This window comes from Ruegeria sp. F5 (genome assembly GCF_056533845.1).
The window spans coordinates 33,664-49,546 of record NZ_JBQFOU010000026.1 but is presented as its reverse complement, the minus strand read 5'-3'; the positions used below and the strand labels follow the sequence as shown (position 1 = coordinate 49,546).

Sequence of the window (15,883 nt, the reverse complement as noted above, 5' to 3'; positions counted from 1 at the left end):
CAAAGGATACTGAACAGGCATCTCCCAACCCGCAAAATCAACCAGCTTGCCACCCAACTCAACATGCAAAGCGTAGAGAGGCGTGCGTTTCAATTCGGTCATTTTCTCAACCTTTCATTCAGCGGGATCGGTCGCGAACGACCATGACGGTGCAATGCGCGTTGCGCACGACACGGGCCAGGTTCGGACCAATCTCATAATTCGGGAAATCGCCCTTGGTCGACGCCATGACGATCAGATCAAAGCCTTCCTTGTAGGCAAGCTTCAGGATTTCGCGGTAAACGCTGCCTTCTTCGACATGAACCGGCACGTCCGAGGCATTGGCATGGTCCAGAATGGCCTGAACCGCACCCCGCACGTGGTCTTTGGCGCCAGCGCCATAGTTGGCGGGCAGGTTCGGCAGTTGGATGATCTCGGGGATGACGGCAACCGCATGCAGTTCGGCACCATAGAATTTTGCCTGTTCCAATGCGACCGGCAGGGCCAGTTTCCACGAGCGGTCGTCGGTGTGATCGATGGGCAGCAGGATTTTCGTGGCCATCACGTCTCTCCTCGAAATATGGAATTCTGTTTCAAAGGCGGGGGGCCGGGTTGGCCCCCCGATTTTTTCAGGACCGAATTATTCGGCTGGTGAGCCACCCGGTTCCTCGGATTGGCCGCCCGAGGCAAAGAACTCTTTCGTCAGTTTGAAGACGATGGGGCTCAGCAGGGCCAGGGCAATCAGGTTCGGGATGGCCATCATGGCGTTCAGCGTATCCGCCAGCAGCCAGATGAAGCCCAGATCCGCCGTCGCGCCGAAGTAGATCGCAACGATCCACAGCACGCGGTAGGGCATCAGCGATTTGACACCCAGCAGGAACTCGACGCATTTCTCGCCATAGAACGACCAGCCCAGAATGGTGGTGAAGGCAAAGATCGACAGCGCGATTGCGATCAGGTGACCACCGCCCGGCAGCGAGTTTGCGAAGGCCAGCGAGGTCAGGGCCGCGCCCGATTCACCCGATGTCCAAGCACCCGAAGAGATGATCGCCAGACCGGTGATCGAGCAGACGATGATGGTGTCAATGAACGTACCCAGCATCGCGATCAGGCCCTGGTTGACCGGACCTTTGGTCTCGGCTGCGGCGTGTGCGATCGGGGCGGAGCCCAAACCGGCCTCGTTCGAGAACACACCGCGTGCCACACCAAAGCGGATGGCGGCCCAGACGGCTGCGCCCGCAAAACCACCTTCGGCGGCCGAGGGGGTGAACGCGTAGGTGAAGACCAGCGACAGTGCGTGGCCGATATTGCCGATGTTGATCAGCAGAACCAGCAGACCGGCGATGATGTAGGCAATCGCCATGAACGGAACCAGCTTACCGGCAACCGCGCCGATGCGGGTGATGCCGCCCAAAATAACGGCAGCGGTCAGGACCATCAGGACCACGCCGGTGACCGAGGTATTGACGCCGAAGTTCGATTCCAGAACCTGCGCCACACCGTTGGCCTGCACACCGTTGCCGATGCCGAAGGCCGCAATTGCGCCGAAAAGGGCGAAGGCCACGCCCAGCCATGCCCATTTCGCGCCGAGCCCGTTCTTGATGTAATACATCGGGCCGCCGACAAAGTTGCCCAGCTCGTCCTTTTCACGGTACTTCACCGCGCAGACAGCTTCGGCATATTTGGTGGCCATGCCCACCAGGGCGGTCATCCACATCCAGAACAATGCGCCCGGACCGCCCAGGAAGACAGCAGTGGCCACACCGGCGATGTTGCCCGTACCGATGGTCGCCGACAGCGAGGTCATCAGCGCGTTGAACGGGCTGATCTGCCCTTCGCCCTGACCCTCGCGGCCTTTGAACAGCAAGCTGAAGCCCGTGCCGATGCGCAGGATCGGCATGAATTTCAGCCCCACCTGCAAGAAGAAGCCGACGCCCAGAATGAGAACCAGCATCAGCGGCCCCCATACGACGCCATTGATGGCCCCTACGATTGAATTTAACGCTTCCATGGTATCCCTCCCATTTGCGTTTGGTTATGCCCCGGTCGCGAGCGCCCGCTGGCGGGCCTGCTTGAGGGCGGCAAAGTCTTCGTCCGCGTGGAACGACGAACGGGTCAGCGGGGTTGCCGACACGTGCAAAAAGCCCTTGGAGCGTGCGATCTGCTCCAGCTGGGCGAATTCTTCCGGTGTCCAGAACCGGTCGATCGGGTGATGTTTCGGGGTCGGTTGCAGGTATTGACCGACGGTCAGGAAATCGACCTGTGCCGCTCGCAGGTCGTCCATCACCTGCCGCACATCATTCAGGCTTTCCCCCAGCCCCACCATCATGCCGGATTTGGTGAAAACCTGTGGATTGGCGCGCTTGGCGTCGTCCAGCAGCCGCAGCGAGGTGAAATAGCGCGCGCCGGGCCGCACTGTCGGATAAAGATGCGGGACGGTTTCCAGATTGTGGTTGAATACGTCCGGGGCGGCGTCGAACACGATGTCCGCCGCGGCGCCCTTGCCCAGAAAATCGGGGGTCAGAACCTCGACCGTGGTGCCGGGGTTCTGGTGGCGCACGGCGCGGATAGTCCGGGCGATATGGTCTGCGCCGCCATCGGCCAGATCGTCCCGGTCCACGGATGTGATCACCACGTGACGCAGGCCCAGTTTCCTGACCGCCGCCGCGACGCGGCCCGGTTCGAACACATCCAGCGCGTCCGGACGGCCCGTCGAGACGTTGCAGAAGGAACAGCCGCGGGTGCAGACCTCGCCCATGATCATCATGGTGGCGTGGCGCATGGACCAGCATTCGCCGATATTGGGGCAGGCGGCCTCTTCGCAAACCGTCGCCAGATTGTGGTCGCGCATCAAGCGGCGGGTCTCGTAATACTCGGCGCTTTCGATCTTTTTGCGACGAATCCACTTCGGCTTGCGCGGTATGGCGCTGTCGGCCTTTTTGGCCTTTTCCGGGTGGCGGGGGCGCAGCTGGAGGGTCATCTGGCTGGTCCTTTACGCGTGGATGGCACGGCCCATGGCATCAAGGCAGGCTTCCTTGACCGCCTCGCCCATGGCCGGGTGTGCATGACAGGTGGCGGCCACATCAGCGACGGTTGCGCCTTTGGTCATGGCCAGAACCAGTTCGGCGATCAGGTCGCCGCCATGGGCACCGCAGATATGGGCGCCCAGAATCGTGCCGTTCGGATCGGCCAGAACCTTGACCGCGCCATCGGTTTCGCCAGTTGAACGCGCGCGCGAGTTCGCCATGAAAGCGAATTTGCCGACCGCGTATTCGGTGCCAGCCTCTTTCAGAGCCTCTTCAGTCAGGCCGACCGAGGCAACTTCGGGGTCGGTATACACAACCCCCGGCACAGTGTTGTAATCGACATGGCCACCCTGCCCCGCCAGCATCTCAACGCAGGCGACACCATCTTCTTCGGCCTTATGCGCTAGCATCGGGCCGGGGATGCAGTCCCCGATTGCATAGATGCCGGGAACCGATGTGCGGAACCTGTTGTCCACCTGAACAAAACCGCGCGGGTCCAGGGCTATCCCCAATTCCTCCAGCCTCAGCCCGCGCGATACGGGTCGGCGACCGACAGCGATCAGGACCTTGTCAGCCTCGATCACCTCTTCCTTGTCTTTGCCAACCCGATCCAGAGCAAGCGTCAATCCGGCCTCGGTCTTTTCGATAGCCTTCAGCGCGCGGCCCAACTGGAATTTCAGCCCGCGTTTCGCCAGCGCCCGTTGCGCCAGCTTTGCAATCTCACCATCGATGCCGGGCAGGACGCGATCCAGATATTCGACGACAGTGACCCTGGCCCCTAGACGCGCCCAGACCTGACCAAGCTCGAGCCCGATGACCCCTGCCCCGACGACGACCAGATGCTCGGGCACCGTCTCAAGCTCAAGCGCGCCGGTGGAACTAAGGATGTCACGCTCGTCAATCTCGATCCCGTTCAGCGGTGTCGGTTCGGACCCGGTGGCGATCAAGATGTTCTTGGCCTCATAGATGTCGTCACCGACCTTGACCTGCCCATCCGCCGGGATGCTGGCCCAGCCTTCGATCAACTCGACCCCATTTTTTTTGAACAGGAATCCGATCCCCTTGGTCAGATCGCCGACGATCTTGTCCTTGCGCCCCATCATTGCGGGCACGTCGATGCTGGCCCCTTCGACCGCAATGCCATGGGAGGAGAGATATGCAAGTTCGGCATATTTGGCCGAAGAGGTCAGCAACGCTTTCGAGGGGATACACCCCACATTCAGACAGGTTCCGCCAAGCGCCCCGCGCCCTTCGACACATGCTACTTTCATGCCCAGCTGGGCCGCGCGAATGGCCGCGACATAGCCGCCCGGACCACCGCCGATGACGATCAGGTCATAGATGTTCATGACTTTTCTCTCAGTAGATGGGGTGTGCCGCACACAGGGCGCGAACCTTGTCGCGGGTCTGCGCTTCGATGGTTTCATCACCCTCGGGCGTTCGGGCCAGCGCATCCAGCACATCGCCGATCATATGACCGATCTGGCGGAACTCATCGGGGCCGAACCCGCGGCTGCACCCGGCGGCGGTGCCCAGACGAATACCGCTGGTGACGGTCGGCTTCTCGGGGTCGCCCGGAACACTGTTCTTGTTGCAGGTAAACCCTGCCCGTTCCAGCGCCGATTCAGCATCCTTACCGGTGACGCCAAGCGGCCTCAGATCCACCAGCATCAGATGGTTCTGGGTTCCACCCGATACGATGTCGCATCCGCGCGCGATCATCACCCCGGCCAGTGCCGAGGCGCTGTCCACCACGCGCTGCATATAGGTTTTGAACTCGGGCTGCAGCGCCTCGCCAAACGCCACGGCCTTGCCTGCGATCACATGCATCAGCGGGCCGCCCTGCAGGCCTGGAAACACCGCCGAGTTGATCTTTTTCGCCAGCGCCTCGTCATTGGTCAGGATGATCCCGCCGCGCGGGCCGCGCAGGGTCTTGTGGGTGGTTGACGTCACCACATGCGCGTGACCGACCGGCGACGGATGCAGGCCCGTGGCGACCAGACCTGCGATATGGGCCATGTCAGCCAGCAGCCAGGCCCCGACCTCATCCGCGATTGCGCGGAAGCAGGCAAAGTCAATCTGCTGCGAATAGGCCGATGCGCCTGCGATGATCATCTTGGGCTTTTCCGCCCTCGCCAGCGCTTCGACCTGATCATAGTCAATCAGCCCGGCATCGGTCAGACCGTATTGAACCGGGTGAAACCATTTGCCCGACTGCGCCGGTTTGGCACCATGTGTCAGGTGCCCGCCCGCATCCAGCGACATGCCAAGGATCGTGTCACCGGGGCTGAGCAAAGCAAGCTTCACTGCCCCGTTGGCTTGCGCGCCGGAATGCGGCTGTACATTGGCGAAGGCGCAGCCGAACAGCTTTTTCAGACGCTCAATCGCCTCGGCCTCGACTTCGTCCACAAATTCGCACCCGCCGTAGTAGCGGCGACCGGGATAGCCTTCGGCATATTTGTTCGTCAGCACGGATCCCTGTGCATCGATCACGGCCTGCGAGACGATGTTCTCGGACGCGATGAGTTCGATTTGTTCCGCCTGGCGCTTGCCTTCACGCGCAATCGACGCGGCAATGATCGGATCAGTCTTCGTGAGTGACGTTGTGAACATGATTTCCTCTCGCGGCATATGTTACGTACAAGGGATTTTGTTTCCTATAGTGGAATTATGTCCATTATGGCAACACAATTCTCGGAAATGTGAAGTTGTGCACGACAGGGGAATTAGCTAACCTACAGCAAAGAATGGAGATTTTAATGCCAGACGAAGCTCCGAACGATGTTTCCGGGCCGGCAGATCACGACGATGGGGCGGCTTTGGGCCGGTCGATCCGCGACGCGCGCCGCGCAAAAGGCTGGACTTTGGAGGAAGCCGGACGTGCTGCGGGAATCGGGCGGTCCACCCTTTCGAAGATCGAAAACAACCAGACGCGGCCCAGTTTCGACATCGTTCGGCGGCTGACACAGGCCCTTGATCTGAGCACTCCGCAACTGTTCCTGCAGTCGGGCCAGACGGGCATTTCGGGACGCCGCGATTACACTCCGGCGGGTGCAGGCGAGATACGGGATACATCCACTTACCTGCACGAACTGCTTTGCCCCGAGTTGACCAGCAAACGGATGCTGCCATACATCGCCACGATCAAAGCGCGCGACGTGTCCGAATTTGAAACCTGGATCCGCCACAGCGGCGAAGAGTTCTTGTATGTGATCAGCGGAGAGTTGATCTTTGTTTCCGAACACTACCGACCCTTGCCGATGAAAGCGGGTGACTCGCTGTATTACGACAGCAGCATGGGGCACGGTTGCATCTCGACCAGCAAGGATGACGCCAAGGTTCTGTGGGTTTCACTGGAATAGTCCAAGGACGGCTTCCGCTCGGAAGGGTCTGAGAGACGAGCGCTTTGTCACAACAGACGTCGTGTTTCTTTCAACAAACATGTCCGCGATGCGGCCCCGGTTGGAACAATATCACTACCGGGACGGAGGTTTGAACAAGTCCTTGCGCAGGGTCGTCAGAGCACCCGGATCGATCTTGGCCTGAATCACCGTGGTCTGATTTGCAACGATGGCCGCGTTCAGCGCCGGACCCAGTTCGCCGGGACAGCCGACCCAGATACCTTTGCCGCCGCACAGCGCGGCGAATTTGTCATAGCGGGGCGATGTGATCTCGGCCCCCAACAACCGCCCACCATAAAACTCTGCCTGATAGGCTTTTTCGGCCCCCCATGCTTCGTTATCCAGAACCACGATGACAATGGGCAATCCGTGCTGAATGGCTGTCTGAATCTCGATCATGGTATACCCCACCGCGCCATCGCCCATCACGGCAACGACAGGCCGATCCGGGGCAGCCGCTTTTGCACCGATCGCGGCGGCCAGACCAAATCCCACCAGGCCGAAGTCCAGCGGTGTGATCAGCGACAGGGGGTCGTAATGCGCCAGCCGGTCCGCGGCTTGCAGGCATGTGTTGCCTGTGTCCAGCGTGACGATGGCGTTTTCCGGCAGCGCCGCCCGAATCTCGGCCAAGGCGCGGCGCGGGTGCATCGGTAGGGTGGCGATCTGTGCCTCTTCCGCGCGCTCGGCGGCAAGGCTGGCCATGTCTGCCCTGAATGCGCTGCGCCATCCCTCGGCATCGGGCTTCGTAGCGGCTTTGGTCAAAGCCTCTGCCGTCAGGCGGGCATCGGCCTGCACCGCGATCTCGGCCGGGAAGTAGCGACCCACCGCGGACCCATCAATGTCGACATGGGCTATCCGGGTTTCCGCCCCGACATAATCATTGCTGTGGAAGGTCGAATTGAAGCCAAGCCGCGCGCCCAGCGCCACCATCACGTCGGCCTCTCTGGTCAGACGGCTCGCAACACGATTGCCACGGGGTCCCGCCTGACCGGCAAACCACGGATGACCATGGCGCATCACATCCGCATGACCGGTTGAGGCCACAACCGGCACCTCTAGTGCCTCGGCCAAAGCGGTCAGGGCATCACGCCCCTTGCCCCATTTGAAACCGCCACCGGCAAAGATCACCGGACGCTTCGCCCCGCTCAGAAGCGCGGCAATCGCCGCTACGTCTTCCGGCGCGGGCGGACCGGGCCGGGCTATGTTGACCGAAGCCGGGTCAATCGCCGGCAATTCGGCCGCAAAGAGGTCACGTGGAACATGCAATACCACCGGCCCGCGACGGCCCGAATTTGCAAGCCGGATCGCATCTTCCAGCATCGGCACCAGCCGTGACGGGTCGGAGACCATGACCGAGCGTTTGCAGATCGGCGCAAACAGCGCCACCTGATCGACCTCCTGAAACGTGTCCTTGCACTGATCAGCCCGCGTGATTGCGCCCGCGATGACCACCATCGGAGAATAGGCCAGATGCGCCTCGGCCACGGCGGTGACGATATTGACCACGCCCGGCCCGGCCTGCGCGCCCAGCACAACGCCCGGTTTGCCGGTCATCCGGGCCCATGCATCGGCCATATGCCCCGCCGCACGTTCATCGCGCGCACCGACATAGGCGACCTCGCCACCCTGATACATGGCGTCGTAGAGCTCGAGCATCGAGCCCCCGAGCAGACCGAACACGGTGTCGATCCCGTTGGCCTTGAGCACGCGATAGACGGCCTCGCCGCCGGTGATGTTGGTCATGGGTCTAGTCCTCGGATCGGGGTCTCAGGTTCTGCGGGTCAAACGTGGCGGCGTCGTGAACGGTCACGGGAATGGCACGGTTCAGGATCTGCACGCTTAGACCCTGGCGCGGGGTGTCTTTGCGCACGAACAGCCACCCCAACGATTTGCCCACCGTGTAGCCGTACCCGCCCGAGGTGGTCAGACCGACGGGCGTGCCATCCAGCAACACAGGCTCGCCGCCGTGAATGTCGACGTCATCTGCATGGAGTTCCGCATAGAATAGCTGCCAGGCCGGGTCGCGGCCCAAAAGCGCGTCCTTGCCGATGAAATACCGCCCTTCGGCGCGTACGAACCGATCGAGCCCAACGTCGAACGGACCGACATCCGTGGTCAGTTCACCGCTTGCGCGATAGGCCTTTTCCATCCGCATCCCGTTGAACGCGTAAGAGCCCAGATCGACCAGCCCATGCTTGCTGCCCGCTTCGAACAGAGCATCATAGAGCGCGCCGATCCGGCCCAGCGGCGCGTGCAATTCCCAGCCAAGCTCGCCGACGAAAGACACGCGCAGCGCATAACAGGGTATGCCCGCCACGGTGATCTCTTGCCCGGACAGCCAGGGGAAGGCAGCGTTGCCAAGATCAGCCCGCGTCAGTTCCGCCATGATCCGGCGCGAGGCCGGGCCGGACAAGGCCAGCATCCCCCAATCCGCGCTGCGGTTGATCATCCGCACGTCTTCACCGGGCCGGATATGGGACCTGATCCAATCAAAATCCGGGTTCGCCCGTGCGATGGCGGAGCCTGTAAAGTATCGATCCTGAGCGATGCGCCAGATTGTGATCTCGGTCTCGAACCGTCCTTTTGGCGTCAGCAAGTGGTTGAGGCTGATCCGCCCGTCCCGCGCCGGGATCGTGTTGGCCGACAGCCGGTCGAGCAAAGCCCCTGCGTCCTTTCCCGTAATCTCGAACTGCGCAAAGGCGCAGAGATCGATCACACCGGCAGTGGCGCGTGTGGCCCTGGCCTCGGCCATGGCGTTTTTGTGCCAAGTCTGACGGCCCCAGCCGATCTGTTCAACTTCGCCCACCTCACCGAAATAGCGCGGGCGTTCCCAGCCCGCGACCTCGCCAAACACCGCGCCCTTGGCGGCCAGACGGTCATAAAGCGGGTGGCGCCTCAGGGGGCGCAGGCTATCGAATTGTTTGCCGGGGCATGGCGTATCATGGCGGCGCATGAATTCGTCCTTAGTACGCTCGACAATGAACTGGTCGGTGCTGAAATCGCCGTAACGGCGTGGGTCCATGCCGCGCGTGTTGATCGGGGTTTCGCCATGCACCATCCAATCGGCCAGCACTTTGCCGGCCCCACCGCCCCACGCCAGCCCTATCGAAGACCCGCAAGACAGCCAGACATTCGGCGCGCCCGACGGCCCCACCAACATACCCCCGTCCGGCGTATGGGTGATCGCGCCGCGCACCACACGCTTGATCCCCAACTCGGCCAGAACGGGCATCTTGTCGAACGCCACCATCAGGAAGTCGCCAATCGAGTCGTAATCGGCCTCGAACAACTCATTTTCGGCTGCCCAGGGCGCGCCTTGCGGCATTTCCCAGATGGTGGGGCAGACATGGCCCTCGTATATCCCGATCAGACCCGATTTCTGCTCCTGCCGGATATAGCCGCCAAAGGCATTGTCGCGCATGACAGGTAACTCGGGGCGGTCCAGGAACTCGGGTACCGTATCGGTGACCAGATAATGATGCAGGCACGAAACGCTGGGGATTTTCAGCCCGAACCATTCGCCCACCTGATTGGCATAGGAACCTGTAGCGATCACCACATGTTCGGCCATCACATCGCCCTTTTCCGTCGCCAGACGCCACATGTCGCCCCGGCGCGCCGCCCCCGTGACGCGGTTGTGCCGCTCGATCCTGGCCCCGCGTGCGCGCGAGGCAGCGGCCAGCGCCATGGTGACACCGGATGGATCGATATGCCCGTCTTCAAAGGTCTGAACAGCCGTCTTGATGTCCGAGGTTCGGTAGAACGGATTGCCCTTGGCCACGTCATCCGGCCCGACCAGTTCCATCGGCAGGTCGAGCAATTTACCGACGCCCATGATCGACTTCATCCAGTCGACCTCATCATCCGTCGTCGCGATCCGGAATCCGCCAACCTCGTGCCAGCCGATGCTTTGCCCGGTCTCCGCCTCAACGCGCTTGTAGGTTTCAATCGAGGTCTTGTTGATCCAACCCGCGATCCGGCTGCCCACCGCATGCGCGATCTGCCCGGCCGCGTGCCATGTCGACCCGCTGGTCAGTTCCGCTTTTTCGAACAGGATCGTATCGGTCCAGCCGTTTTCAGCCAGTTGGAACTGGGCTGCAACGCCCATGATCCCGCCTCCGATGATGGCGACCTGAGTGGTGCGGGTTGTGTCGCTCATCGGAACGCCTCTTTGGCGGGTTTAAGCGCCGCGCGGGCGGTGTAACGGGTGCAGGCGATTTCCACCTCAACCGGCCATGTGCCATCAGCGGTGGAAGATTTTTCGTCGAAAAATCCCGGCGTGCCCGAGATCATCGCCAGCGCGACAGAGCGGCCAAATCGATAGCTCCATGCGGCGGACGTGATTTGGCCCACAACCTGACCCTCGTCGTAGATTGGCTCATCATGGATCGGGATGGCGTCGGGGTCGTCAAACAGCAGCGAAACGATCCGGCGCGCGGGTGTGTGATCCTGCAGCGCCCTTTCGCCCACAAACCCGGAGCCCATGGCGCAGAACGCAGCCAAACCGGCCTCATGCGGTGTGGTGCCGGGGGTCAGTTCATGCCCGAAAGCGCGGAACCCGCTTTCGATCCGCAGGCTGCCGCTGGCGTATAGCCCTGCATGGCTGGCCCCTGCGGCCAGCAAAGCCTCATACGCGGCCATGGCCATATCGGCGGGAATGTAAAGCTCATAGCCTTCTTCGCCGGTGAAACTCAGCCGCCCGGCCCAACCGCGTGCCAGACCGATTTCGACCGGCGCAAAATGAAAGCGTTTCAGGTCGTGTAAAGGGGTGTTGGAAGTCGCTTGCAAAACCAGACGGGCCTGTGCGCCGGCCAGCCCCAGAATGGCATAGCCGCTGGTCACGTCAGTGAATTCAACCCGGAAATCGCCTCGGGTTTCGCGCATGCGCTTTAGGTCACGCACAACCTCTCCCGCGCCGACGATGAGCAAATAAGTCTCGGGCCCGTGACGCTGCACCGTCAGGTCGCTTTCCACGCCACCGCCTGCGTTCAGGATCTGGCTATAGGCAATGCGTCCCACGGCGATATCCATCTCGGCCGCGCAAAGACGGTTGAGAAATGCGCATGCGTCCGGTCCTTGCACCATGATTTTGCCAAAAGCCGATTGATCCAGAATGGCTGCACCCTCGCGGCAGGCCTGAACCTCCTGCCCCACTTGCGCGCGCCACGCGGGCACACCAAAGGTCAAAGGCAGATGCGCCGTGTTGCCGCCGAAATGCACCGCCCGTTCCCAGCCTCCGCGCGGTTCAAACCGCGCCCCCGCCGCAACCAGCCCGGCATGAATGGGGGATCGGCGCTGGCCGCGGGCGCTGGCCATCGCCCGTCCCGGATAGGGGTTGTCGTAATGGCGACCCAGAACCTCGGGGATGCGGGCCTCCAACGCGCCCAATACGTTCATCTCGGGGCTGAAGCGGCGAATGTCGGCCTCGTTCAGCTCCATGGTCGGTTCGCCCGCGATGATCCATTCGGCCATCGCCTTGCCCGCGCCGCCAGCCAGCGCAATACCTGTCGAGTTCATGCCGCCCATCAGGAACAGGCCCGGGACCTCGGGGCTTTCGCCCAGCATGAACTGGCTGTCGAGGGTGAAGCTTTCCGGCCCGTTGAGCAGCATCCGCACCTCGGCCCGTTCCAAGGCGGGTATCCGGCGCAGGGCGTTTTCCATCATCGGCATGAAGTGGTCCCAATCCTCATCCAGCAGATCAAAGCTGAAATCCTTGGGCAGACGGTCCAGCGGCAGGCCCTTGGCATTGGGCTCGAAGCAGCCCACCAGCAACCCCTCGACATCGTCGCGGGCATAGAGGAACGCGTCCTGATCGTTCAGCGTCGGCAGATGAGCGCCTTTGCCAAGCGCCTGCACCTCGGCCAGCGGTTTGGTCAGGATGTAGAAATGTTCGCAGGCATAAAGCGGCATATGCGCGCCCGCCATCGCAGCCACATCGCGGGACCAGAGGCCACAGGCGATCACCACCTCGTCGGTATCGATCACATGGTCCCCAACCGCGACGCCCGAGATGCGCCCGGCCTTCTTTTGCAAGCCCGTCACGACGGTGTCTTCAAAGAACCGCACCCCGCGCGCCCGCGCGCCCTTCGACAGCGCCAGCGCCACGTCCGACGGGTTCACCCGGCCATCCGCCGGGGACCAGACCGCGCCGATCACTTCATCTGTTTCGATCAGCGGCCACAGCTCTTTCGCGCGGGCCGCATCGACGACTTCGGCCTCAAGCCCAAAGGCGCGGCCCAGACTGACCTGCCGTTTGATATTGGTCAGCCGATCCGCATTGGTGGCCAGCGTCAGAGATCCGGTCTGGGTCCAGCCGGTGGCCTGGCCGGTCTCGCGCTCCAATTCCCCATAGAGGTCAATCGAATAGGTGATCAGCTTGGTCAGCGTCGCCGAGGGCCGCAGGCGGCGCACCAGACCGGCGGCGTGCCATGTCGTTCCGCTGGTCAGTTTTGAGCGTTCCAGTACCACGATGTCCGTCCGCCCCTCGCGGGCCAGATGATACGCGATCGAACAGCCGATGACGCCGCCACCGATGACAACCGTGCGGGCGTGCTTTGGCAGAGACCTCATGCGGCGATCACCCCGGTCTGGATCAGATCGCCCAGAACGGCGTCGAAAATCCCGACCGCTTCGTCGATCAGGTCAGGGGTATGGGTGCTCGAAGTCACGCATGAAGTGAAGGACATGAAGTCCACACCCCGGTCCAGCAACCCGCTGCGCAGGCCCTGAACCAGTGCAGGTGGGACGGTGCGGATTTGCGCGGCGCTCAGCCCGTCTATCGACGTGCCTCCGAAATACAGATGGCAGGTCGAACTGTCGCCATAGGCCAGCGCCGGCACGCCGCGCCGCGCAAACACCGCGTTGAACCCGTCGCGCAAGCGCGCGGCCATGGCGTCGGCGCGGGCCTGCACTTCTCCGGTCGACAGCAGTTTCATCGCAGCAATCGCACCTGCGGCCACCACAGGTGCCGCGTTGAACGTGCCCTTGTGGCTGACCGCCGGGGCAAGCCCGTCAACCGGTTGGCCGGGGTCCAGCAGGTCCATGATATCCGCGCGACCCGCGATGGCCCCGCCAGGCAGACCGCCGGTGACAACCTTGGCCATGGCGGTCAGGTCCGGCACAACGCCATCGCGCGCCTGTCGCCCGCCGGGGGACCAGCGAAAGCCGGTGATCACCTCATCAAATATCAGCACCTTGCCCAGCTCATCCGCCAGCGCGCGGATACCGGGCAGGAACCCGTCCGGCAGAGGGACCGAGCCATAATTTGCCCCCGACGCCTCGACAAAGATTGTGCCGATGCCGTCATCGGCCTCCAACGCGGCGCGGATCGCATCCAGCGCGGGCGGGACGACCACGGTCAGATCGGCAATCGCCTGCGGCACACCCAGCGAGGGCGGCGTATCGGACCCGGGTTTTGAGCCTTTCAGAAGCAGGTCATGCCAGCCGTGGAAATGCCCGTCGATCCGCAGCACCTTGTCCTTGCGGGAATAAGCGCGGGCAACCCGCAAGGCCAGCATCGTGGATTCCGTTCCCGAACCGGTAAACCGCACCTTATCGGCCGAGGGCACCAGACGGTGAATCCAATCGGCCCATTCGATTTCCAGCGGGTGGCAATCGCCGGTATAGGGCGTTTTGGTCAGTTGCCGCGCGACGGCTTCCATCACTTCGGGGCAGGAATTGCCCAACAGCTGACTGGCTGAACCCAGTTTGAAATCAATGTAGCGTTTGCCCTCAACATCCCATTTCTCGGCCCCTTTGGCGCGGTCGATGTATATCGCATGCGGGGCCTTGTAGCGCAGTTCGTGACTGACGCCGCCGGGCATGATCCGGCGGGCACGCGCCGACAGTGAAGCATTGGTCCTCATGGGGCCCGTCCGATCTGATCCCGGCTGATCCTTATGTTGAAACGTTGGCGAATGGCGCGGTCCATCGCGTCGAGAATATGCGCCGGGAAATGTCCCGCCAGCAGTTCGCGCGTCTTGCTTCGCGCGACATCGCCTATCGGGCGTGCGCCATCCTCCTCCCACTCGCGCGGGGTGCGGCGGTCGCCCAGATGAGGATAGAAGTAATCAGACTTCATCCGCCCGAATGTATGGCGGTGCCCAAGATAATGCCCCTCGCCCCGGCACACTTCGGCAATCACATCGGCGCCGATGTTTTCGGGCGTGACCTCGACCCCGCGCACCGTCCGCAGGATATTGCCCAGCATGTCATTGTCGGTGACATACGCTTCTAGCGCGACGCCCAACAGGCTGGCCTGCATGCCGCAGGATTGCGTGATCAGGTTCGATCCGGCATGCGCCGCCGAGGCGACGGCCAGATTTTTCTCACTGCCATATTGCGCGTCCAGCGTCTTGGAATCGGTGATCCCGGCAATCGAAGTGGTCGGCAGGTCGTAATACCGCCCCATCTGCGCGGCTGAGGCCATCAGGATCGCCTGTTCGCCACCGCCAGCGCACATCGAGCCGGTGCGCAGATCGGCCACAAGCGGCTTGGGACCAAAGAGGGCCGCCACATCCGGATCGACAAGCCGCGCGAACACCAGACCTGCAAGAGTTTCGGCAATCGCCTGCACCAATGACCCCGCAATTGTTGCCGGGCTGGTCGCCCCCGCTTGCCCGGCACTGATCAGTTGCACCGGGAATCCCGCCAGAATGGCGGCCTCCAACGTGTCCAACGCCTCTTCCGCGAAGCGCATGGGCGGGACGACATGGCAGACCATCACGGTCAGGAAGGGCCGGGCTCGGAACGCATCTTCACCGCCGGCGATCATGTAACAAAGCTCGGCCAGTTGCGCGACGTTCTGCGGCTGAGACACCGAAACCGATACGTGTTTCGAAGTGCCCATGAGGCAGGCATAGGCGGTATTGAGGTCCATCTCGGCCACGTCTTCAATATCCGTGGCCACGATGGAGCGGCTGAAATGATGGATGTTCTCCATCGCATCCACAATCCGCGCGGCATCGTAAAGATCCCTGGCGGTGCCATTGCGATAGCGCCCGTCCTCGATATCGAAAACCCCCGGCGCGGCCCCGCCCGAACTCATGTGCACGCGCGACCCCGAGATATCCAGATCGTGCCCGGGGTCCTGACCGTATAGCACTACATCGCGCCGCGCCTCGGCCACTGTGCGCAACACCAGATCCCTTGGAAACAAAAGCCGTTGATCTTCGGTCCAAATCCCGCCCTGCGCGCAGACCTTTTCGATCATGGAAGCCGAAGCCTGGCTAAGCCCCAATGTCTCGAGCAAATGCAAGACCGCTTCGTTTACATCAGCCAGCGCCCGATCATTAAGCGGCCGAAACGCACCCCCGGACAGGCCCGGCCAAACCGGGGGCGAGGCGTCCTCTTCCGGTACGGATTGATCGAGCCTTGAGGCGCGACCGCGGCGGCGGGCTCTGGCGGACATAAGCGATCCTGACGCAAGTTCTTCACCCCCCATGCTAAAGCCTTTGCAGCAAGCGCAACAAAAACAAG

The 15,883-nt window shown here is 62.3% G+C and carries 11 protein-coding genes; 1 reads left to right on the top strand and 10 read right to left on the bottom strand.

Translation table 11 applies throughout. The features are described from left to right. Positions 1–118 precede the first annotated feature (118 nt). The 5 genes from ACR0K1_RS23435 to glyA form a co-directional block, all read right to left on the bottom strand. Positions 119–541 carry a universal stress protein gene (locus ACR0K1_RS23435; RefSeq protein ID WP_480616340.1) on the bottom strand — a complete coding sequence of 141 codons (423 nt, stop codon included), beginning with the start codon at positions 539–541 and terminating at the stop codon, positions 119–121. 78 nt (positions 542–619) lie between these two features. Further along, on the bottom strand, positions 620–1,990 hold the full coding sequence (locus ACR0K1_RS23430) for an alanine/glycine:cation symporter family protein (RefSeq protein ID WP_480616341.1): 1,371 nt from the start codon (positions 1,988–1,990) through the stop codon (positions 620–622). A gap of 24 nt (positions 1,991–2,014) precedes the next feature. Continuing rightward, entirely contained in the window at positions 2,015–2,959 is a 945-nt protein-coding gene (gene lipA / locus ACR0K1_RS23425; protein WP_480616343.1) for a lipoyl synthase, read from the bottom strand. Positions 2,960–2,971: 12 nt separating this feature from the next. Next, positions 2,972–4,354 carry a dihydrolipoyl dehydrogenase gene (gene lpdA, locus ACR0K1_RS23420; RefSeq protein ID WP_480616345.1) on the bottom strand — a complete coding sequence of 461 codons (1,383 nt, stop codon included), beginning with the start codon at positions 4,352–4,354 and terminating at the stop codon, positions 2,972–2,974. Between the two features lie 10 nt (positions 4,355–4,364). Continuing rightward, positions 4,365–5,618 carry a serine hydroxymethyltransferase gene (glyA, locus tag ACR0K1_RS23415; RefSeq protein WP_480852047.1) on the bottom strand — a complete coding sequence of 418 codons (1,254 nt, stop codon included), beginning with the start codon at positions 5,616–5,618 and terminating at the stop codon, positions 4,365–4,367. 146 nt (positions 5,619–5,764) lie between these two features. Here glyA and ACR0K1_RS23410 point away from each other — a divergent pair, with 146 nt between their 5' ends. Beyond that, the gene (locus ACR0K1_RS23410) at positions 5,765–6,367 is read left to right on the top strand and encodes a helix-turn-helix domain-containing protein (protein ID WP_480616349.1); all 603 of its coding nucleotides are present in this window, start codon (positions 5,765–5,767) and stop codon (positions 6,365–6,367) included. A gap of 114 nt (positions 6,368–6,481) precedes the next feature. Here ACR0K1_RS23410 and ACR0K1_RS23405 read toward each other — a convergent pair whose 3' ends face one another. Genes ACR0K1_RS23405 through ACR0K1_RS23385 form a run of 5 tightly spaced genes read right to left on the bottom strand, consistent with a single transcriptional unit; the run spans position 6,482 to position 15,815 of the window. Further along, complete coding sequence (locus ACR0K1_RS23405; protein WP_480616351.1) at positions 6,482–8,149, bottom strand: thiamine pyrophosphate-binding protein; 1,668 nt, start codon at positions 8,147–8,149, stop codon at positions 6,482–6,484. Between the two features lie 4 nt (positions 8,150–8,153). Beyond that, the gene (locus tag ACR0K1_RS23400; RefSeq protein WP_480852045.1) at positions 8,154–10,565 is read right to left on the bottom strand and encodes a GcvT family protein; all 2,412 of its coding nucleotides are present in this window, start codon (positions 10,563–10,565) and stop codon (positions 8,154–8,156) included. Next, positions 10,562–12,976 carry a GcvT family protein gene (locus ACR0K1_RS23395; RefSeq protein WP_480852044.1) on the bottom strand — a complete coding sequence of 805 codons (2,415 nt, stop codon included), beginning with the start codon at positions 12,974–12,976 and terminating at the stop codon, positions 10,562–10,564. Before ACR0K1_RS23395 ends, ACR0K1_RS23400 begins: the two co-directional genes overlap by 4 nt. Further along, positions 12,973–14,271 carry an aspartate aminotransferase family protein gene (locus ACR0K1_RS23390; RefSeq protein WP_480852043.1) on the bottom strand — a complete coding sequence of 433 codons (1,299 nt, stop codon included), beginning with the start codon at positions 14,269–14,271 and terminating at the stop codon, positions 12,973–12,975. The genes ACR0K1_RS23395 and ACR0K1_RS23390 overlap by 4 nt, the downstream gene beginning before the upstream one ends. After that, positions 14,268–15,815, bottom strand: a complete 1,548-nt coding sequence (locus ACR0K1_RS23385) for a trimethylamine methyltransferase family protein (RefSeq protein ID WP_480616359.1) — start codon at positions 15,813–15,815, stop codon at positions 14,268–14,270. Before ACR0K1_RS23385 ends, ACR0K1_RS23390 begins: the two co-directional genes overlap by 4 nt. Between the last annotated feature and the right edge of the window lie 68 nt (positions 15,816–15,883).